The organism is Dermacoccus nishinomiyaensis, from assembly GCF_900447535.1.
GTDB lineage: Bacteria > Actinomycetota > Actinomycetes > Actinomycetales > Dermatophilaceae > Dermacoccus > Dermacoccus nishinomiyaensis.
The window spans coordinates 274,038-293,177 of record NZ_UFXX01000002.1; the positions used below are offsets into that span (position 1 = coordinate 274,038).

The 19,140-nt window shown below is 71.9% G+C and carries 17 protein-coding genes and 1 pseudogene; 5 read left to right on the plus strand and 13 right to left on the minus strand.

Annotated features, from left to right (window positions below; all coding sequences use genetic code 11):
• Positions 1-57 precede the first annotated feature (57 nt).
• A pseudogene (locus DYE07_RS13095) lies at positions 58-438 on the minus strand (DUF3499 domain-containing protein); the annotation flags it as partial.
• A 46-nt stretch (positions 439-484) separates the two neighbouring features.
• On the opposite strand from DYE07_RS13095, the gene DYE07_RS13100 reads away from it, so the two are divergent.
• Both DYE07_RS13100 and DYE07_RS13105 read left to right on the plus strand, forming a co-directional pair.
• Complete coding sequence (locus DYE07_RS13100) at positions 485-916, plus strand: metallopeptidase family protein (RefSeq protein WP_006944419.1); 432 nt, start codon at positions 485-487, stop codon at positions 914-916.
• A complete protein-coding gene (locus DYE07_RS13105; RefSeq protein ID WP_081873698.1) occupies positions 913-1,770 on the plus strand; it encodes an SDR family oxidoreductase in 858 nt (285 codons plus the stop codon). The genes DYE07_RS13100 and DYE07_RS13105 overlap by 4 nt, the downstream gene beginning before the upstream one ends.
• A 95-nt stretch (positions 1,771-1,865) precedes the next feature.
• Here DYE07_RS13105 and DYE07_RS13110 read toward each other — a convergent pair whose 3' ends face one another.
• Genes DYE07_RS13110 through DYE07_RS13120 form a run of 3 tightly spaced genes read right to left on the minus strand, consistent with a single transcriptional unit; the run spans position 1,866 to position 6,810 of the window.
• Entirely contained in the window at positions 1,866-3,290 is a 1,425-nt protein-coding gene (locus DYE07_RS13110) for a DUF5719 family protein (RefSeq protein WP_062258058.1), read from the minus strand.
• The gene (locus DYE07_RS13115) at positions 3,287-6,544 is read right to left on the minus strand and encodes a glycosyltransferase (RefSeq protein WP_172463026.1); all 3,258 of its coding nucleotides are present in this window, start codon (positions 6,542-6,544) and stop codon (positions 3,287-3,289) included. The genes DYE07_RS13110 and DYE07_RS13115 overlap by 4 nt, the downstream gene beginning before the upstream one ends.
• A 5-nt stretch (positions 6,545-6,549) precedes the next feature.
• On the minus strand, positions 6,550-6,810 hold the full coding sequence (locus DYE07_RS13120) for a WhiB family transcriptional regulator (protein WP_167539850.1): 261 nt from the start codon (positions 6,808-6,810) through the stop codon (positions 6,550-6,552).
• Positions 6,811-7,297: 487 nt separating this feature from the next.
• Here DYE07_RS13120 and DYE07_RS13125 point away from each other — a divergent pair, with 487 nt between their 5' ends.
• Positions 7,298-8,161 (plus strand): 2-phospho-L-lactate transferase CofD family protein, encoded by an 864-nt coding sequence (locus DYE07_RS13125; protein WP_062257254.1) that lies wholly within the window; start codon positions 7,298-7,300, stop codon positions 8,159-8,161.
• Positions 8,162-8,186: 25 nt separating this feature from the next.
• On the opposite strand, the gene DYE07_RS13130 is transcribed toward DYE07_RS13125, so the two are convergent.
• The 7 genes from DYE07_RS13130 to DYE07_RS13160 are packed head-to-tail and all read right to left on the minus strand — an operon-like array spanning position 8,187 to position 14,222.
• Positions 8,187-9,356, minus strand: a complete 1,170-nt coding sequence (locus DYE07_RS13130; RefSeq protein WP_115297241.1) for a DNA-3-methyladenine glycosylase family protein — start codon at positions 9,354-9,356, stop codon at positions 8,187-8,189.
• Positions 9,343-10,446, minus strand: coding sequence for a hypothetical protein (locus tag DYE07_RS13135; RefSeq protein WP_115297242.1), 1,104 nt, complete (start codon positions 10,444-10,446; stop codon positions 9,343-9,345). The genes DYE07_RS13130 and DYE07_RS13135 overlap by 14 nt, the downstream gene beginning before the upstream one ends.
• Positions 10,446-11,369, minus strand: a complete 924-nt coding sequence (locus DYE07_RS13140) for a glycosyltransferase family 2 protein (RefSeq protein WP_115297243.1) — start codon at positions 11,367-11,369, stop codon at positions 10,446-10,448. Before DYE07_RS13140 ends, DYE07_RS13135 begins: the two co-directional genes overlap by 1 nt.
• Positions 11,370-11,427: 58 nt before the next feature.
• Complete coding sequence (locus tag DYE07_RS13145; protein WP_115297244.1) at positions 11,428-11,886, minus strand: hypothetical protein; 459 nt, start codon at positions 11,884-11,886, stop codon at positions 11,428-11,430.
• A gap of 47 nt (positions 11,887-11,933) precedes the next feature.
• Positions 11,934-12,692, minus strand: coding sequence for an SDR family NAD(P)-dependent oxidoreductase (locus DYE07_RS13150; protein ID WP_006943602.1), 759 nt, complete (start codon positions 12,690-12,692; stop codon positions 11,934-11,936).
• Complete coding sequence (locus DYE07_RS13155; protein ID WP_062258258.1) at positions 12,685-13,971, minus strand: AMP-binding protein; 1,287 nt, start codon at positions 13,969-13,971, stop codon at positions 12,685-12,687. The genes DYE07_RS13150 and DYE07_RS13155 overlap by 8 nt, the downstream gene beginning before the upstream one ends.
• Positions 13,968-14,222 carry an acyl carrier protein gene (locus tag DYE07_RS13160; protein ID WP_006943595.1) on the minus strand — a complete coding sequence of 85 codons (255 nt, stop codon included), beginning with the start codon at positions 14,220-14,222 and terminating at the stop codon, positions 13,968-13,970. Before DYE07_RS13160 ends, DYE07_RS13155 begins: the two co-directional genes overlap by 4 nt.
• A gap of 173 nt (positions 14,223-14,395) precedes the next feature.
• On the opposite strand from DYE07_RS13160, the gene DYE07_RS13165 reads away from it, so the two are divergent.
• Positions 14,396-14,914, plus strand: a complete 519-nt coding sequence (locus DYE07_RS13165; RefSeq protein WP_006943601.1) for a GNAT family N-acetyltransferase — start codon at positions 14,396-14,398, stop codon at positions 14,912-14,914.
• On the plus strand, positions 14,911-15,975 hold the full coding sequence (pseI, locus tag DYE07_RS13170; RefSeq protein WP_062258250.1) for a pseudaminic acid synthase: 1,065 nt from the start codon (positions 14,911-14,913) through the stop codon (positions 15,973-15,975). Before DYE07_RS13165 ends, pseI begins: the two co-directional genes overlap by 4 nt.
• Before the next feature lie 27 nt (positions 15,976-16,002).
• On the opposite strand, the gene DYE07_RS13175 is transcribed toward pseI, so the two are convergent.
• Both DYE07_RS13175 and DYE07_RS13180 read right to left on the minus strand, forming a co-directional pair.
• Positions 16,003-18,363: a glycoside hydrolase family 65 protein gene (locus DYE07_RS13175; RefSeq protein WP_115297245.1), complete on the minus strand. Its 2,361-nt coding sequence runs from the start codon at positions 18,361-18,363 to the stop codon at positions 16,003-16,005.
• Complete coding sequence (locus DYE07_RS13180) at positions 18,360-19,094, minus strand: beta-phosphoglucomutase family hydrolase (protein ID WP_115297246.1); 735 nt, start codon at positions 19,092-19,094, stop codon at positions 18,360-18,362. The genes DYE07_RS13175 and DYE07_RS13180 overlap by 4 nt, the downstream gene beginning before the upstream one ends.
• Positions 19,095-19,140 lie beyond the last annotated feature (46 nt).

The window sequence follows — 19,140 nt, forward strand, 5'->3', positions numbered from 1 at the left end:
GTCGGCGTCGTCGTCATCGGAAGCGTCAGAGAGCGCGTCCGCGGGCGTCTGACCGGGCAGCACCCGAAGGTGACGGCGGCGCTCCGTCGCCGACAGCAGCGTCGGGTCACTCGCGGCGACGCTGCGCGTCGAACGGCGCGTCGGCTCGGGCTCCCCCGGCGCCGGGCGTACCGCCGCCTGACGCACGGCCTCGGCGAGCGCGACGAGATCGTCGGGCGTCGGCTCGGGCGGCGTCATGTCGACGACGAGGCGGACGATGTCCCACCCGCGCGGCGCGGTGAGGCGCGTCGCGTGGTCGGCGCACAGGTCGTAGGTGTGCGGCTCCGCGTATGTCGCGAGCGGGCCGAGCACGACCGTCGAATCGGCGTAGACGTACGTCAGCGTGGCCACGGCGGGCTGGGAGCAGGCCGATCGGGAACACTGTCGCATCAACGTCACGAGGCACAAGGGTACGCCACGGCGGGCACCACGTTAGGCTCGCCGGGTGACTCCTCGCCCCACCCCACGCGCGCCGCGCGGGGACGCCCCGACGCGGCGCGATCGTCACGGGCGCCGCCATCGTGGGCCGCTCGCGTGGCCGCCCACGCCGTCGATGCTGTCGCGGGCGCGCTCGTTCGACGAGGCGGTGCTGCGCAGCGTCGAACGGCTCGAGGCGCGTTGGGGCGAGAGCCTGGAGCACATCGAGATCGGCGTCGAGGAGGTGCCGCCGTCCGATCCGAGCGCGTGGGAGGACGCCGTGCCGCTCGGGCGCGCCTTCCCAGCCGAGGGCAAGCACCGCGCGCGCATGGTGATTTATCGCCTGCCGATCCAGACGCGCTCCGCCGACCTGTACGAACGCGACCTGCTCGTCGAGCACGTCGTCACCACCCAAATCGCGGCCCTGCTCGGGCGCGAACTCGACGAGGACGACCAATGAGATTGACGCCCACCGCCGCCCCGCTGCTGCCCGCCGACATCCTCGTCGCCGGGCGCGCACCCGTGCTCGTGACGGGCGCGTCGGGGGTGCTCGGGCGCTGCGTCGTCGAGGAGCTGCTCACCTCCTCCATCCCCGTGCGCGCGCTGACGCACCGACGCGACGTCGACCTGCCCGAGGCGGCGGCCGGCATCCCGGCGCGCCTCGAGCACGTCACCGGCGACCTCGGCACCGGCGCCGGGCTCGACGCGGCGCTCGACGGCGTCGAGGCCGTCATCCACTGCGCAGGCAACCCGAAGGACGCGCGCCGCGTCGACGTCGAAGGCACGAGACGCCTCGTCGACGCGCTCGACGCGTGGGCACCGAGCGCGCACCTCGTCCACGTCTCGATCGTCGGCTGCTTCGAGAACCCCTACCCCTACTACCGGGCGAAGGCCGACGCCGAGAACGTCGTCGAGGCCTGGCACGGGCGCGCGAGCATCGTGCGCGCCACCCAGTTCCATCCGTTCGTCGCGCAGCTCGTGCGCGGCGCGGGCGCTCGCGCCCTGGGCGCCGTCGAGGACATCGAGGTGAGCCCCGTCGACCCGCGCTGGGTGGCGACGAAACTCGTCGACGTGGCGTCGCTGCTCACGAGCCTGCCCACGCCGATGGAGCTCGCCGGGCCGGAGACGTTCACCCTCGCCGACATCGCGACGCTCACCGCACACCTCGATCGCCGACGCGCGCCGCGCACGGCCCCGCTGCCGACGATCGGGGCGACGATGCGCGCCTTCACCCGCGGCGCGCATCTGCCGAGCGAGCAGACACAGATCGGTGGACGCACCTACGCGCAGTGGCTCTCGGCCGAAGAACACTGACCTACCGGTAGGACGCCGCGCCGCGTTCAGGCGGCGGCGTGGTTCGGTGTCGGGGAAGCTCGGGAGTGAGTTGCTGCGGCTCGGCGGTTCGCGCCTCAGCGCTGGGTGACTTCGACCGGCGCGCGCAGCCACGGCGTCGGCACGAGCGGCACGCTCGTCACCGGCTGATCGGCGCCCACATCGCGGACGAGCACCGCGGCGTGGACGGGCGCGGCGTCCGCTGATCCGTCATCTCGCAGCAGCCACACCGTGGCGTTCTTCGGCACGTCCACACTCGCCCAGCCGTTCGCCGGGACGTCGAGACGTCGGCGCGTCGCTTTCCCGGACGGATCGCTGACGACGAGCGTCACCGACGTCGCCCTCCCTTCGCCCATGACGACGAGTCGGCCGGCGTGGCGCGCCCCGTCGAGACTGGCACCGGCTGCGGCATCAAGCGCCGGGGCGGCGGGCACCCAGGTGAAGTCGCGCGATTTCTTGGACGCCGAGGACGCAAAGGCGGAGGCGATGATGTTCTCCTGCGAGCTCGCGCGCACCGCGGCGACGTCGTCGTCGATGCCGTCGAGCGTGACGTCGAGGCTGCGCCCGACGGGCACCGTCACGACGCGTTCACTCACGTCACCGGCGTCCTTCCCGGACGCCTGGAGGCGCACGACGGCCGCGCGGGAGCCTGGCGCCGCGAGACGCACACGTACGGAGCGGTCGACGACCGGCACGCCGGGCATCTCCTGCACCGGCGCGGGCGGTGCGTACTGGGCGGCGACGTCGTCGCCCTTGCGCTCGGTTTCGCCGACGCGGTCGCGGACACTCGCGACGACCGCACCATCCTCACTACGGACGTGAACGACGACCGCAGCGTGCGCGAGAGCGTCCGCGGGGATGTTGACGCTGACGCGTCCATGCGCGGGCACGGCCTTGTCGGCGATCGCGGCGGAGTCGAGCGCGCCGTCAGCCGCGCGGACGTCGACGTCGACGGACCCCGCGCGTGCGCCCGGGTTGACGAGGGTGACGGTGAGCAGCCTGCCGGGTTGCTTGTCCCCCACCGGAATCCACGCCTCGGCCGTGGCCTGGGTGCAGGCCTGCGCGCTCACGGCGCCGTTCGCCTCGTGGAACTGCGTTGCCGTGATGCCGGGCGCCGAGGCGCCTCGCGCGACGACGTCGAGGGGCCCGTTCTTCCAGGTGCGGGTCATGCTGTGGCCGCGCGCGAGCGTCACGGCTGAGCTGTGACCCGCCTCGTTCACCTGCAGCTGCCCCCCGCCGCCGAGCATCGACGACAGCTGCATCGGCGCCGACGCGAGCGCCAGCGTCGCCGCGTCCTTGCCCTCGCCGCCCGGGCACACGAGCGACGCCGCGTCGACGGGCATCGCGGCGGCGCGGGCCGTCGGCGCCGCTGCCTTCGGCGGGTGGACGGGCGCGGCCTGCGCTGCCAGGACGACGGCGCCCGTCCCGGCGGCAAGGACGCCGGCGCGGATCCACCCCTGAGCGCCCCACGTGCGTGGCCGACTCGTGCGCGAACGGCTCATGCGCGCTCCTTCTTCCGCGTTCCGAACGGCAGCGCGAGGAACGCGACGACACCGAACAGGCCGAGCTGCGCCCAGCGCCAGCCGCGCCACGCCGTCCCGGGATCGATCTCCAGACGACCGCCCGCAGCGCCCAGTTCGTGGGTCGGCAGGTCGCCTGCGACGTGCCGCAGGGGGCGGCCGTCGAGCGTCACGCTCGCGTGCTCGGCGAAGCCCGGCCCAGCCGCGACGGCCACGCGTCGCGCGGCAGCGCCCGCGGGCAGCGTCGTCGAGACGCGCGCATGGTCGCCGCTCACGGGCACGATCGTGCGATTCTCGCCGTCCGTGACGACGACGCGGGCGGCGCGCTCGGCGCCCTCTCCGTCGACGTGGTAGAGCGAGGTGCCGGCGGTGCTCGCCATGGGCGTGAGGCCGTCCACGCCGTCGAGTTCGAGCGAGCGTGCCCCGGGCTCCTGGGTTGCGCTCACGTACGCGACGCCGGCTTCGCGCAGCGCGCGCGCCGCGTCGGATCGATCGGCCGTGGCGTCCGTCAGCGACCCGATCGCCCGCGTGACGGCGGCGGGGGTCCGCATCGTCGGGACGCCGGCGTCGGCAGCCGGCAGCCCGGCCTCGCGGCTGCGGACGGTGAAGTCGGCGGCGTCCGCACGCGCGTGAAGTTCGAGCACGAGAGCCGCGCGGGCGCTGTGTGCCTCGTGGGCGGCGATGGCCGGCAACGGGTCCTCGACGCGCATCAACCGCGTGGTCGTCGGCGACGTCCAGGCCGCGCAGGCCGCCGTCCCGACGGTGACGAGGACGGTGCCCGCGGTGGCCCAGCGCAGCGGGGTGCCGCGCGCTGCGCGGCGGGTACGCGGAGCGGTGGTCTCGCCGGCCGCGACGAGCGCGAGGGCGAGCAGGCAGGCGACGAAGGCCAGCAGCGGCAGGCCGGCCCACACGTGCCAACCGGGGTTCGCGCCGAAGGAGTGGCGCGGCACGATCATGGCCGCCCCCAGCGACGCGAGGGCACCGCCGACGAGCACCCACCGCGCGGCGGCGAACGAGCGTCCGCGCACGGCGCCGAACAGCCCCGCGAGCAGCACGGGGATGCCGAGGACGAGCGGCGTCGACCCGGGCCCGCCGGGGTGGGCGAACAGCATCGCGACGGGGTCGGTGGCCGCCTCCTGCGTGAGGGTGCCGGGGCCGGCGACGAGCCGGGCGGGGTGACGCCACACCTCGACGCTCCAGTGCCCCAGCAGCAGCGGCACGAGGACGGCGACGGCAAGCGCCCGCCATTTCGCCGCGCGGCGACCGAACACGACGATGACGAGCAGGAGGACAGTGAGCGCCGGCAGGAAGGGCGGGGCGAACGCGACGAGCACGGTCGCGGCGAGAGCGCATGCGGCCACCGCACCGGCGCCGCCCGAGCGACGCGCGATCGCGGCCAACCCGGCCAGCGTCAACGGCACCATGATCGCGGCGACGAGGGCGCCCAGACGCCCGTCCGCCATGGCCCCCGTCAGCGGCGCGGCGCTGCCCCACAGCAACGCGACGACGGCACGCGGCCAGGGACGCCGCGTCACGACGCGGCCGGCCCAATAGGCGGCGAGGCCGGCCAGGACGGGCGCGGCGAGGAACAACCACGTGAGCGCGGCCTGGGCGCTCGCGGCGTCATCCGTCCACGGGAACACCGAGACGAGCCACGCGCCCGCCGCGAGGAACGGCAGATACGGCGCCGACGAGGCGGGATGCCCGTACCCGTCGCCCTGCCAGGCGTCGCGCCACGCGTGCCACCACGCGCTCGCGGAAGTGAAGCTCGGCTCGAGAGCGCCGCCCGCCAGGCCCGCTCCGCCACTCAGCAGGTCGGTGTCGAACGTGCGACGCGCGAGCACGGCGCTCAGTGCGATGAGAGCCAGGAACAACCACAGGCCGGGGTGACGCAGGCCGCGCGCGACGATGCCGCGCGGAGCCGTCAGGTCCTCGGCGTCCGAGGACGTGGGCCCGGTCTCCGACGACGCCGGGCTCGCACCGGCCGTCCGCGAACCGCTAGGCGTGACGGCCTCGACGAACGCCTCCCACGCGCGGGCGCGGCCGACGGAGGCGGGCACGAACAACGACCGCAACTGCGCAGTGCTGACGACGGCGCGGCCGCGGAAGCGCCGGCGCGCGCCGAAGATGCGGGCCAGGCCGAAGGATGCGCTCGCCTGCCCCAACTCGGCCGCGGCACGCCGCGGCCGCTTGACGAGCAGCAGCGCGAGCGCGAGCAGCAGCGACGTCAGCGTCGTCCAGACCATCGCGAACGGCAGGCGCCACGCCGGTGTGCGCGCGAGGGCCACCTGACGGTGACGACGCAGCGTCGCAGCCGAGTGCGGCGCAGGACGATCGGGGTCACCCGCACGGCGCGACAGCGCACGTCGCTCGCGGCGGGTAGGGCGCGAGCCACCCCCGTCGATGGAGCGCAGCAGGTGCGCCGCGTCGAGATCCTGATGGGCGACGGCGTCGGGGATGACGGCCACCGCGTGCCCGGCGAGGTGGGCGCGCCAACACAGGTCGAGCCCGTCGCCGTCACCGTCGAAGGCGGGGTCGAATCCGCCGAGTTCGAGATAGACGTCCTGGCGCACGAGCATGCCGGAACTCGCGACGGCGACCACGTCGCGGCGAAGATCGTGCTGGCCCTGGTCGAGTTCGCCGTCATGCGTGCGCGCGACGTGACGGCCGCTCGTCGTGACGTCGATGCCCACGTTGACGAGCCGGTCTGGGCGGTCGAGTTCGTGGATCTTGCAGCCGAGGATGCCGAGTCGTTCGCTGCGTCCGGCCGCCCTCAGCTGGGCGGCGAGGGCCGTCGGCAGCGGCGCCGAATCCTCGTGGAGCAACCAGAGCCAGTTGTACCGGTCGTTCGGGTGACTCTCGCGGCGACGTGCACGGCGTCGGGTGCGTAGCGCGACGACGTGGTCGCTGGAGCGTGCGGGCAGCGCCTGGACGGCGCGGTCGACGAGCGCGGCGAACGCCTCGTCGTGCGAGGCGGTGACAACGGTGACGTCGAGCGCCCGCAGGTCGGCGCGCTCGCGGGTCATCGCGTCGAGGGTGCCGCGCACGCGTCCGGCGGCGCTGCCGTCGACGATGACGAGGCGGTCGGGGCGGCGCGTCTGCGCGCAGACGGCGGTGACGGTGGCGTCGAGCCAGGGCTGATGGGCGTCCCGCGCGATGAGGACAGCGGTGACGAAGGGGTGTGCTGGGGAGCCGTCGTGCAACTCGTCGACGCCGTTGACCTGGGTCGCCGACACTTCGCTCAGACCGCGCGCTTCTTCAGCTTGCGGCGTTCGCGCTCGGACAGCCCGCCCCAGATGCCGAATCGCTCGTCGTTCTCGAGGGCGTACTCGAGGCATTCGGAGCGCACCTCGCACCCGACGCAGACGCGCTTCGCCTCACGGGTCGAGCCGCCCTTCTCGGGGAAGAAGGCCTCGGGGTCGGTCTGCGCGCACAGGGCGCGCTCCTGCCACGACAGCTCTTCCGTGTCGTCCAGGGCGTCGTGCAGGCTGATCAACTGCATGAATTCCTGCATGTCCGTCCTTTCGTGGTCGGCGGTCGCGGCGGGTGGGCCGGGCTCTGCGGTACGTCCCGATCATCGGCACGTCGGTCGTGTGGTCATCGTGATCCGCCGCTCGCGGCGGCCATATCACCGAGCGGTGACAACCCCCTGGTGACGCGACGATCCAGCCGATGATCCGCCGATGGCGAGCCGTCGAGAAGGTCGACGGTGACGCCCGGACGAAGGGCGTCGTGCGCAGCGGGCAGGTGGCAGCGAGAGCGAAGCGGTGGCGAGAACCAACGGTGTTATTACATCGGTGTCATTCGAGTGAGTCAAGCCGAACGGGTGACCCCGATCAGCCCTCGGCGGGGGTGGTCGAGGCCCTGCTGCGCCCCCGTGTCACACTGACACAATGCATGTGAGCGTCCTATCTAGTGGTCCCCTCTCCCGCCCGGCACTAGATGCGCTGTTCGGGCGAGAGTCCATCACCAACACGCCTTTGCTCGATGTGATCTACGTCACCAACACGTCGCATGACATCAGTCTCGCAGGTCTCAGGTTCTGCCCCAACCTCGACGCGGTGTGCCGAAGTGCGGACGATGCGGTGCCGGGGACGCGCACAGCGGTCGTCTCTCTGCGGGACGCCGGTCTCATTCCGACCGGCGCGTGGGGCTGGCTCGACGATGAGGCCCTCGCCCAGGCCGTGGCCCGCACCTATCGCCACGCGCGGGGCACCGGCGCCGTCGCCGCAGCTCAGCAGCAGTGGACGCAGTGCCGCGGCGCGCAGAGCGAGACGGCTGCCGTCCTGCCGCTCACCGAAGAACCCATCGAACTGCACGTGCTCGAACCCGACGGCGACGGTGGGCAGGTCAGCCGTCACGCGCTGCGCTGGATCGAGGACACCGACCGCCGCGAGCCCGAGGGGTTCGTCGTCGCCGGCGTCGATCACGCCGACGCCGCGCCCGGCGTGCTCGACGCCGTGCGCAGCGCCGACGTCGTCGTCCTGCCGCCGATGTCGCCGATCCTCGACATGGCCGGATTCCTCGCGGTGCGCGGGATCCGCGACGCTCTGCGCGGCACGTCGGCGCGCGTCGTGGCGCTCAGCCCCATCGGCCTCGACGGGCACCGCCCCGCCGGCGTCGACGCCGCGAGCTGGCGACTCACCGGGGCGACTGCGTCATCAGCAACCCTCGCCCACCTGTACGCCGACTTCGTCGACGCCCTCGTCATCGACGACGCCGAGGCGCCGACGCGCTACCCGTCGTCACTCACCGTGACGCGAGCGCCCATGCGGGCCGCCCTCGCGGGTGACGTCGACGCCGCCGCCCGGCTGCGCGCCGTCGTCCTGGGTGACGCTGCCCTGTTGTCGTAGTCAGCTCCCCCGCGGCGGATGCGTTTCACCAGGTGCGCGTCGGCAGGTGCGACGGCAGGGTCATGCGTGCGCCGCGGCGTGGGCGCGGCGGGCCGCCGGCGAGGATGAGGCGCTCGGCGCGAAACCGGTGCCCACGGTATGGCTCCAGCAGGCGCGCCATGCCGGCGTCATCGGTGTCCTGGCCGATCAGCGCGTGCCCGATCTGCTTCGCGACGTGGTAATCCCTGAACGTCGGCGCATCGGCGTCACCCCAGGCCGTCTGCGCGACCTTGGCACTCGTCCACACTCCGAGCCCGGGCACGGACCGCAGGCGAGCGTGGGCCTCGGCGTGCGGCAGGTCCGCCGTCCGCTCGAGCGCGTCGGCGTGGTCGAGCGCTCGCATGATCGTGCGCGACTGCGGTGGCTCGACGCCGGCCTGCAACCACGCCCAGGACGGGATGCGTCGCCACCCCCGTGCGTCCGGCGCGGCGTGCATGCGGGCGACGGCATGCGCCTGCGGGCCGGCTGCGCGCACGACCTCCGCGGGCGTCGGGATGGGCGTGCCGTAGCGGCGTACGAGCACCCGAAACCCGCCGAACGCCTGCTTGCCGGTGACCTTCTGCTCGAGGATGCTCGGCACGAGCGAGGTGATGACGAGCCCCGTGCGCGGGGCGCGCCAGTGACGATGGTGCGGCTGGCGCAGTGCCGCCGTCACCCGGTCGTGACGGGCCACGAACCCGGACGGGTCGTCGTCACCGCCCAGGATGCGAGGCACCCGACCCTGGAACCACGCCGCACCCGGGCCGTAGGCCCGCAGCTCGACGCGGTCGGGACGCTCGGCGCGCGCGCTGCCATCGGGCATGGCGGCGGTTCGCGGCTCACACCCCGCCATCCCACCGAGGCCCGGCCTATCCGCTCGTGCGGCTCCGGGCGTCGCTACGGGTGTACCGCCACGCACGGGCATCGAGCGCCACCACGTCAACGCCGGCCCGAGGGGCGTCGTCACGGCCCACCACAACTGCCGTTCGCCGATGACCATGCTCGGGTCGCCCACGCCGCGGCGCAGGGCCCCGAGGATCTGCGCTAGCGGCACCGGCCGGCCGGGTTCCCACACCTCGAACAGGTCGGCCGACATGGCGCCGGGCGCGCCCGCCCCGTCGGCCCCGTGGACTGTGTCGCCCCCGCCGGCCCCCTCGGCCGCGTCAGCGACGTCCATCAGACCCACGCTCCTCGAGGCCGCGGGAGACCACAGCACTCACCTCGCGCTCCACCTCGTCGAGTGGAACCCGCTCACCGAGGAACGCCTCGAAGATCCCGGCTTGCTCGGGCGAGACGTCGGTGTCGAGGTGCGCCACGCTCGGCTCACTCACCCACACGACGGGCATGCCGACCATGGCCGACAGGTTGATGAGGGCCGTGCTCGGCCCGCCGAGCGCCAGGCTCGCACGCACGACGTCCGGGTCGAGCTCGGCGGTGCCCCGCGAGAGCATGATGTCGAACTCCGCGTACCGGGCGCGATCTTCGGCGGGGTGCGGACGCACGAGCGGTCGCAGCCCGGCCGCGGCCGCGGCGTCCGCGAGGCGTCGCACGTACGCGAGGTAGGCCTCCGGCGAGCACCAGCCGAGGTCGACGACCGGCTGGGTGAGGATGACGGCGCTCGCGTCGCTGCCGGGGCGCGCGTCGCCCAGCTCGCGTCCGAACTCGGCGGCGACGGCCGGCAACACCTCCCACGATGATCCGACCGAACGGAACGTCGGCCACCGCAGCGTCGTGCAGGCGCGCGCGATGGCCGCGGTGACGAGCGTGCGCGCTGCGGCCTTCGCCGCCGGGGTGCCGTGACGCTCCAGCGCCGCCCGCCGCGAGTCACGCGAAGCGTAGGAGCCGATGCCCTCGTCCGTGACGACGACCTCGATGCGCCGCGTCGGGTTGGCTCGTCGCAGCCGGGCGACGGCCTTGAGCCCCGGCGCGCCCACGGCGACGTAGAGGCAGCGGGCCGCGTCGTCGAATCGCCATCCGGGCATCCCGTCTTCGACGGTGACGCTCCCGCCCTGAGGCAGCAGCTCGCGCGCGTCGTCGACGGTGACGGCGTCGGAGGAGAGGAACGCGGGCGCGGCGATGAACGAGACGCGGATCGGCGTGACCCCGTCGACGAGGGTGCGCACGTAGGAGGCGATGTAGACGAGGTGACTGCGGTTCTTCACCCCGGTGATGGCGACGTGGATGCCCCGCGTGCCCTGCGCGTCGAGCGACGCTGGGCGGCCGCTCGAACGAGCGAGCCTTCGACGCAGCGAGGTTGCGGCCCCCATCACAGCACCGGGGGCCGGCCGAGACGCGTCAGCCGTGCGACGGTCGACCACGACATGACGCGCCGCTCCCCCGCGTCGGTCCGCACACCCTCGACGAAACCGCCGAACCAGGTCTTGAGTGCGTCCTTGTCCTTGACGCGCAGCACCGTGATGGCGGCCCAGTTGCCGAGGTAGAGGGGCACCAGCGGCGCCGGTAGGTTTCGCTTGGCGACCCACACCCGGTTGCGCGCGTTCATCCGGTAGTACACGGCGTGGCGCGCGGGGCTCGTCGCGGGGTGATGGACGGTGATGCTCGGGACGTACTGGATGACCCAGCCGGCGTCGATGAGGCGCCAGGCGAGGTCGATGCCCTCGTGGCCGTAGAAGAACTCCCCTGGCCAGCCGCCGACTTCCTCGAATGCGGTCCGCCGGGACAGGTGGATGCCTTCGAGGAACCACGTCGCGGGCCCGGGCTTGCCGCCGCCTTCGACACGCAGGCGCGGAATCCATCGCCGCGGCGTCGGCTTTCCCGTCGGATCCTGTCCCAGCGGGCCGATGACGGCGTTCTTCGGGTCGCGTTCCATCTCACGCACCATGTCGGCGAGGACGTGATCGTTCGGCAGGGTCGCGTCGTCGTCGAAGAAGAAGAGGTAGTCGCCGCGCGCCTTGGCTGCCCCGACGTTACGCCCGCCCGGGATGCCGAGGTTCTCCGGCGAGTACAGGGGGCGCACGACATCGGGGAACGGCCACGGGTTCTCGGCCGGATCCCACCCGTTGCCGAGCAGCACGACGTCGAGTTCGACGTCGCGCTGGGCGATGAGCGAGTCAAGCGCCGCCCGCAGATCGTCGGGGCGGTTGCCCATCGTCATGAGGACGACGCCGACCCTCGGCAGCGCCCTGCCCTCGGACGAGCCCGGTTCCGCACCCGGTTGTGTCATCGTCATGTCTTTCCTCCGTCGTGAGAAACCGTGGCGCTCACCGCACCTCGACTCTGCTGCCAGGCTAGAGTGCGCCGCCGACAACCCCGGAATCTCGGAGTTTTGCGCCGCTCAACGCCGCCGCGCGCGTCATGACGACGTCACCTCGAACCTCCATGCGCCACGCCACCCGACCCACCGCGGCATCCTCCAGCACGTCGGCCGGCACGGCGAGCCCATGGCGCGAGAGCCACGTGATGATCGGGACGTCGGCGAGCTTGGCCAACGCTTCGGCGCGCGTCCAGGCCCCGGCGAACTCGACCGGGTCGTCCACCCCGAACCGCCGCACCAAGGACGCCCGCACCGGCGCGACGATCTCGGCGTCGATGACGAAACGCGCGCCCTCCCGGAGCCGCTCGGGCACGTGCCAGGCGAGCCCGGTGCCGTCGGCGAGGTAGCTGCGCGCGGCGTCGGGAAACGTCGTCGCGTTGACGTCGGCGGCGCGCACGACGTCGCCGTCACGCACGGCGGCCTCGAGCACCACACATGCGGGTGAGGTGTTCGAGGCCGATGGCCGCGTCGTGGGGTCGCTCAGATCGAGCCGCCGCCGTCGATCGTCAGCACCATGCCGTTGATGTTCGTGTCTTCGAACAGCAGCATGCGCAGCGTCGGCGTGATGTTCTCCGGCTCGACGAGACGGTTCGTCGGCGTCCGGCGGGTGATCGTCGACAGCTGCTCGGTGCCGAGCACGGAGCTCATCTCCGACGCGAAGAAGCCGGGCGCGATCGAGTTGACGAGGAATCGCCCGTGCATCTCCCGCGCGAGCGAGCGCGTCGCGGCGTCGAGGCCACCCTTCGTCGCCGAGTACGCGACGAGGCCGGCGTAACCGCGCTGCGCGCAGACGCTCGTCACGTTGACGATGCGGCCCTTGCCGACCTTCGCCATCGCGTGACGCATGAACGCGCGCGTGACGAGCAGCGTCGCCGTCAGGTTGGTCGAGATGATGTCCTCGATGCGCTCCGGCGTCGTGTGCAGGTGCAGCGAGTCCTGACCGATCGCCGCGTTGTTGACGAGCGCGTCGATCGGGCCGAGCACCTTCGCGGCGTCCTTGATGAACGACGTGACGGCCTTCGAATCCGTGATGTCGACCGAGCCGACGTACACGCGCTCCGGGTTGGCGTCCATGAGCTGCTGCAGTTCGGGCGTGACGGTGCGGGCGAACGCCGCGACCTTCGCGCCGTTCGCGAGCACCTCCTCGACGAACGCGAGGCCGAGGCCGCGCGAGCCTCCGGAGATGAGGACGCAGGAGGCTGCGGGGATGACGTTCGGCTCGTTCGTGGTCTCAGACATCGCTCTTCAGGCTCTCTTTGATCGGGATCTCACTCAGGTACTTGACGCGGCGTGGCACCGCGTATTCGGGCAGTCGCTCGGCGCACCACGCCTGCAGCGCAGCCTGGTCGGGCGCACCGGGGTCACCCTTGGCGAGGCCGTCGCGCAGGACGACGTCCGCTGCGACGACGTTGCCGACGAGCGGCGCCTTGCGCCCGCGCACGGCGGCCCAGGCGACGTCGGGGTGCTCGAGCAGCACTGCCCGCACGGCGCCCGCGGACGCCTTCGACCCGCCGACGTTGATCTCGTCGCTCGCGATGCGGCCGGTGATGACGACGCGTCCTTCGGCGATCTCGACGTGGTCGCCGGTGTGGATGACGGCGTCCATGCCCTCGGCGGCCTTCGGCGAGGCGATGAGCAGCTCACCGTCCTCGACGCTCAGGCGCGGGCGCCCGGCGACCTCGCGCTCCAGCCAGGTCTCGGGGAATCCGGCGAGCCCGTCGTGGACGGCGATCGCCGCACCGGCCTCGGAGCTCGCGTAGATCCATGAGATACGTGCGTCGGGGAAGACCTCACGCAGTCGGTCGAGGATGCCCTGGTCGACGGGTTCGCCGCCGAGCGTGATCTGTTCGAGCTTCAGCTGGGCGAGCACGTCACCGTTGCGCCACAGCGCTTGACGCCAGAACGTCGGCGTGCCGGATGCCGCCGTCACGCCCGCCGCGAGCGCCTGCTGCGGCCACTCGTCGAGCTGCGAGGGTTCGACGAAGACGACGTCCTGCCCGGGCATCGTGAGCGAGAGGGTGACGACCTGCCACCAGGCGTAGGCGCCCGGGGTGTAGGGGCACAACCAGGTGCGCGCAGGCTGCTGCCCCCCGACGGTCGTCAACGACTCCAGGGTGTGTGCCACCTGCTTCGGACGCCCGGTCGAACCGGACGTCAGCAACCAGATGCGGCCCGCCTCGGGCTCGCGCGGCGCCGTCGCGGCCTCGAGCGTGACGCCGCCGGCGCTGTCGCGCACGAGCGTCAGCCCCCCGTCACGCAGCTGCGCCGCCTGCTCGTCCCCGATGCGCGACGCGGTCGCGATGAGCGTCTCGCGGCCCGGGTCGAGCGCTGCGTTCCAGGCGGCCTGAGCCGCCGCGCGGTGCCCCGAGACCAGGCAGGCCGCGGCGGGCGGCAGCGTCGGTGTGTCGGACGATGCGCCGTACGGCGCCTGCGCCAACTCAGCCCACGTGCCGTCGAACTCGCCGACGACGACGCGGTTGCCCGCGCCCGCAGGACGCGAGTCGAGCACCCCCGTCATTCGGCCTTCTGAAGCTCGTCGATGAAGTCGAGGACGTCTCCGACGGTCTCGATGGAGCGCAGGCCGGGCGCGTCGAAGTTGAGTTCGGTGTCGAGCTCGTCCTCGACCTGCAGGGCCAGTTCGGAGAAGTCGAGCGAGCGGAAGCCGATGGTGTCGAGGCGCGCACCGTCGTCGGCGGGCAGTTCCTTGCCCTGGGCGGCGAGGACCTCGCCCATCATCGTGCGGACCTGATCGCGGCTGAGCGTGCTCATGACTTCACCTTTGCTCGATGCTGTGACGGCCCGGCGCTCACTCTGCGCGCCGCTGGGGGCGCAGCATGCCTGCCGTGGCCTGTTTCCTTACGGGGTAGTCTAGACATTCCGGCTGTCTGCGCCATTTCGTGCGTTTCGGCACCCGGCCCAGCCGTATTCGAGGGAGATCGACGATGCTTCGTCCCGCCACCGACGCCGACCAGGAGAACGTGCGCACCTGGCGCAACCATGACGAGGTGCGAGCCGTGTCGCTGACGCAGCACGTCATCAGCGCTGACGAGCATGCCGCGTGGTGGGCGAACACGAAGGACAACCCGTCGCGTCACGTGCTCATCTACGAACGCGGTGGCGTGCCGTCGGGCGTCGTCACCTTCTTCGACCTCGACGTCGACGCGAAGACGTCGTGGTGGGGTTACTACCTCGACAACGACGGCCTCACCGCGCGCGGTGAGCTGCTGCCGGCGTGGATCCAGATCCAGCGCGAGGCCGTCAAGTACGCCGACGCCGAACTCGGTCTGGACTCTCTCGACGCCGAGGTGCTCGAGATCAACGAGGGCGTGCGCCGGTTCAACAAGCGCAACGGCTTCACCGAGCTGGAGACGCAGAACCGAGAGATCGGCGGCGAGAACGTCGCCGTCATCCACGTGCGCCGCGAGCGCCCCCGCACCGACCGCCAGGAGCCGACATCATGACGCAGAACCCGAACCAGAACATCCGCATCGGTGACGTCGAGGTCGGCCCAGGCGCCGAGCCGTACATCATCGCGGAGATGTCGGGCAACCACAACGGCAGCCTCGAGACCGCGCTCGACATCGTCCGCATGGCCGCAGCACAGGGCGCGCACGCCATCAAGCTGCAGACGTACACGGCCGACACGATCACGATCGACGTGCGCACCGACGAGTTCAAGATCTCCGGCGGGCACGAGCTGTGGGGCGATCGCTACCTCTACGACCTCTACACGGAGGCGCACACCCCGTGGGAGTGGCACGAGCCGATCTTCGCGCTCGCGAAGGAGCTCGGCATCCACGCCTTCTCCTCCCCCTTCGATCCGACGGCCGTCGACTACCTCGAGAACCTGGACGTGCCCGCGTACAAGATCGCGAGCAGCGAGATCGTCGACCTGCCGCTCATCCGGTATGCGGCAAGCAAGGGCAAGCCGATCATCATCTCGACGGGGATGGCCTCGCTGGGTGAGATCAACGCGGCCGTCGAGGCGGCGCGCAGCACGGGCAACGAGCAGGTCATCGTGCTCGCCTGCACCGCCAACTACCCGGCCGACCCGAGCGAGTCGAACCTGCGCGGCATCCCCGTCATGCGCGACGCCCTCGGCACGCTCATCGGCTACTCCGACCACACGATGGGCATCGGCGCGGCCGTCGCGTCCGTCGCGCTCGGCGCGGTTCTCGTCGAGAAGCACGTGACGCTGAACCGCGAGGACGGCGGCGTCGACTCGGCATTCTCCTCCGAACCGGAGGAGCTGAACCAGCTCGTCACGCAGACGAAGATCGCGTGGCAGTGCCTCGGCGAGCCGCGCATCGGCGCCCGCGCCCAGGAGAAGGAGGGCCTGCGCTTCCGCCGCAGCCTCTACGTCGTCGAGGACGTCAAGGCCGGCGACGTCGTGACGGCGCAGAACGTGCGCTCCATCCGCCCCGCGAACGGCCTGCCCACCGACACCTTCGACACGCTCGCGGGTCGCACCTTCACTCAGGACGCTCCCAAGGGCACCCCCATGTCCTGGGATCTCGTCTGAGCCCGACGCACCGCGGCACGCGCCGATTCACCCCGAGGTGATGGGTTCCCGGCCGGCGGGCTGCTGGGGCGTCGGGGTCAGGGGGATGCGCTCCTGCGACGGTCGGCTGACGGGTTCCGTCGTCGTGAGCGTGAACGTCTCCCCCGCGTGGACGAGGTCGACGTGCCCGTCGCGCCCATCGACGTCGTCCTCCAGCGTGTAGGTGACATGGTCGCGGGTGATCGCGACGTGCACCTGCCACCCGCGCCAGCGCACCGCGAACCGCAGCGAGCGGATGGCCTGCGGTAGCGCCGGGTCGAAGCTCAGCACACCGTCGTGGTCGCGCATGCCACCGAAACCGCACACGAGGGCGAGCCATCCGCCGGCGAGGGAGGCGACGTGCACACCGTCGCGCGTGTTGTGCTCGAGGTCGCGCAGATCCATGAGCGAGGCCTCGAGCAGGTAGGCGTAGGCGAGGTCGAGATGCCCCACCTCTGCCGCGACGACGGACTGCGTGCACGCCGACAGCGACGAGTCGCGCACGGTCAGGCGCTCGTCGTGGTCGAACGCGCGCGCCTTCTCCTCCTTCGAGAAGCTGTCCCCCATCCAGTGCAGTGCGAGGACGAGGTCGGCCTGCTTGATGACCTGCTTGCGGTACAGATCGAAGTACGTGTAGTTCATGAGCAGCGGGTAGGCGTCGGACTCGGCGCTCTCGGCAAAATCCCACACTTCTCGATCCGTCGACCCGGCGAACTGCTGGTGGACCCCGCGCTCAGCGTCGTGGTGCACCGCCATCCGCTCCGCCGCGTCACGCCAGCGTGCGAGGTCGTCGTCGACGACGCCGAGGGCTTCGGCCGCGTCCTCATGGCGTTCGGCGACGTCCGCCGCGTAGCGCAGGTTACGAGCCGCCGCCAGGTTCGTGTACGTGTTGTCGTGGACGATGGCGCTGTACTCGTCAGGCCCGGTCACTCCGCTGATGTGGAAGCACCCGTCGTCACCGTGATAGCCGAGCGACATCCACAGACGTGCCGTCTCGACGAGCAGCGGCAACGCGATCTCCCGTTCGAACGTCGTGTCCGCCGACCACCAGGCGTGACGCATCGCGGCGAGGGCGATGTCGGCGTTGATGTGCATCGCGGCCGTGCCCGCCGGCCAGTATCCCGAGCACTCCTGGCCGCGGATCGTGCGCCACGGGAACGCCGCGCCCTCGAGCTTGAGCGTCGTCGCACGCTCACGCGCCAGGTCGAGGCAGTCGCGGCGCCACATGAGCGCGTCACGGGCCGCCTCGGGCGCCGTCGCGCTGAGCACCGGCAGGACGAAGGCCTCGGTGTCCCAGAAAGAGTGACCGTCGTACCCGGGCCCCGTCAGGCCCTTCGCGGGTATCGCGCGCCCCTCGGCGCGGGCCCCGGCCTGCAGGACGTGCCACAGCCCGAACCGGACGGCCTGCTGTACCGCCGGGTCACCGTCGATCTCGACGTCGGCGCCGCGCCAGAACTCTTCCAGGTACGTGCGCTGCTCGTCGACGAGGGTCTCCCAGCCGGTGTGCAGGGCGGTCGAGAGCGAGCCGTCGACCTGATCGCGCAGTGACGCCCAACTGCGGCGCGACGACCAGCCGTAGGCGACGAACTTCGTCACGCCGAGACGCTGACCGGGCGCAAGGCTCGTGCCGATCGTCGTGCGCGACCAATCCGGTTCGGCGTACGTGTGCAGGCTGGCCTCTCCGTGCAGGACGTGGTCGCATGCGACCGCCATGCGCAGCCCGCTTGTGCGCGTGGCGTGCATGAGCAGTGAGCGGGCACCGTTGCTGCTGTGGCACTCGGGCACGAGCACGTCGTGCAGGGCCGCCGCGACGCGCGGATCTTTCGACGTCTGGGGCAGTTCCTCGTTCGCGACGAGCTCGCTCTGGATGACGATGCGCACGGGTGCGTCGACGGCTTCGACGGTGTAGTCGATCGCGAGGACGGCCCGCTGGGTGAAGCTCACGAGGCGGGTCGAGGTGACCTTGACGGTGCGGTTCGTGGGCGAGCGCCACACGACCTCACGGCGCAGCACGCCCGCGCGCAGGTCGAGGGTGCGCTCGTGGGAGATGATCGTGCCATACCGCATGTCGAAGGGTTCGTCGTCGACGAGCAGACGGATGATCTTGCCGTCGGTGACGTTGACGATCGTCTGCCCCACCTCCGGGTAGCCGTAGCCGGCCTCCGCGTACGGCAACGGTCGTTCTTCGAAGAACGAGTTGAGGTAGGTGCCGGGTAACCCGGCCGGGTCTCCCTCCTCGAGGTTGCCGCGCACGCCGATGTGCCCGTTCGACAGCGCGAACAGGCTCTCGGACTCGGCGAGGTCGTCCTCGCGCAGGCCCATCTCGCGTACCTGCCACGGTTCGACGAGCAGGCGCGCCCCGCGCGTCATCGCGCGTCCTCGACGAGTTCGCCCAGGTCCGTGACGACGACGTCGGCGCCGTGGGCGAGCAGTGCGTCACCCTGGCCGACGCGGTCGACCCCGATGACGTACCCGAACGACCCGGCTCGGCCGGCCTCGACACCGGACAGGGCGTCCTCGAACACGGCGGCCTGATTCGGGCGGGCTCCTGCGAGCTTCGCGCCCGCAAGGAACGAATCGGGAGCCGGCTTGCCCGCGATGTGCTGCTCGGCGAGGGTCACGCCGTCGATGCGCCCCTCGATGAACTCGGCGAGCCCGGTGACGTCGAGCACGGTGGCGGTGTTGGCACTCGAACTGACGACGATGCGGTGCAGCCCCGCTTCTCGCGCCGCCTCGAGGTAGCGCCGCGAGCCGTCGTAGACCGTGACGCCGTCGCGGCGGATCGTCTCGATGACGGCCTCGTTCTTGAGGTTGCCGATGCCCCACACCGTCTGCGTGCCCGGAGCGTCGCAGCGGGAGCCGTCAGGCAGGGTGAGGCCACGCGAGGCGAGGAAGTCGCGCACCCCGGCCTCGCGGGGCTTGCCGTCGACGTGGTCGAGGTAGTCGCGCTCGGCATCGAACGGCGTCTGGTCGGGATGGTGTTCGGCGAGGTAGGCGTCGAAGGTCGTCTTCCAGGCGGCGCGGTGCACACTCGCGGTGTCGGTGAGCACCCCGTCGAGGTCGAAGAGACACGTGGTGATGGATTCGGGCATCCCGAGCATGGCGACATCTTCCCTGGTGACGAACGCTGGACCGCCCCAGTGTGTC

Excerpts from the sequence above, each read along its gene's own strand:
- DYE07_RS13135 (WP_115297242.1), bottom strand. The coding sequence starts at position 10,446 with ATGGGGGCCGCAACCTCGCTGCGTCGAAGGCTCGCTCGTTCGAGCGGC.
- DYE07_RS13165 (WP_006943601.1), top strand. The coding sequence starts at position 14,396 with ATGCTTCGTCCCGCCACCGACGCCGACCAGGAGAACGTGCGCACCTGG.
- DYE07_RS13105 (WP_081873698.1), top strand. The coding sequence starts at position 913 with ATGAGATTGACGCCCACCGCCGCCCCGCTGCTGCCCGCCGACATCCTC.
- pseI (WP_062258250.1), top strand. The coding sequence starts at position 14,911 with ATGACGCAGAACCCGAACCAGAACATCCGCATCGGTGACGTCGAGGTC.
- DYE07_RS13120 (WP_167539850.1), bottom strand. The coding sequence starts at position 6,810 with ATGCAGTTGATCAGCCTGCACGACGCCCTGGACGACACGGAAGAGCTG.
- DYE07_RS13130 (WP_115297241.1), bottom strand. The coding sequence starts at position 9,356 with ATGGACGTCGCTGACGCGGCCGAGGGGGCCGGCGGGGGCGACACAGTC.
- DYE07_RS13155 (WP_062258258.1), bottom strand. The coding sequence starts at position 13,971 with ATGACGGGGGTGCTCGACTCGCGTCCTGCGGGCGCGGGCAACCGCGTC.
- DYE07_RS13160 (WP_006943595.1), bottom strand. The coding sequence starts at position 14,222 with ATGAGCACGCTCAGCCGCGATCAGGTCCGCACGATGATGGGCGAGGTC.
- DYE07_RS13140 (WP_115297243.1), bottom strand. The coding sequence starts at position 11,369 with ATGACGATGACACAACCGGGTGCGGAACCGGGCTCGTCCGAGGGCAGG.
- DYE07_RS13110 (WP_062258058.1), bottom strand. The coding sequence starts at position 3,290 with ATGAGCCGTTCGCGCACGAGTCGGCCACGCACGTGGGGCGCTCAGGGG.
- DYE07_RS13180 (WP_115297246.1), bottom strand. The coding sequence starts at position 19,094 with ATGCTCGGGATGCCCGAATCCATCACCACGTGTCTCTTCGACCTCGAC.
- DYE07_RS13175 (WP_115297245.1), bottom strand. The coding sequence starts at position 18,363 with ATGACGCGCGGGGCGCGCCTGCTCGTCGAACCGTGGCAGGTACGCGAG.
- DYE07_RS13150 (WP_006943602.1), bottom strand. The coding sequence starts at position 12,692 with ATGTCTGAGACCACGAACGAGCCGAACGTCATCCCCGCAGCCTCCTGC.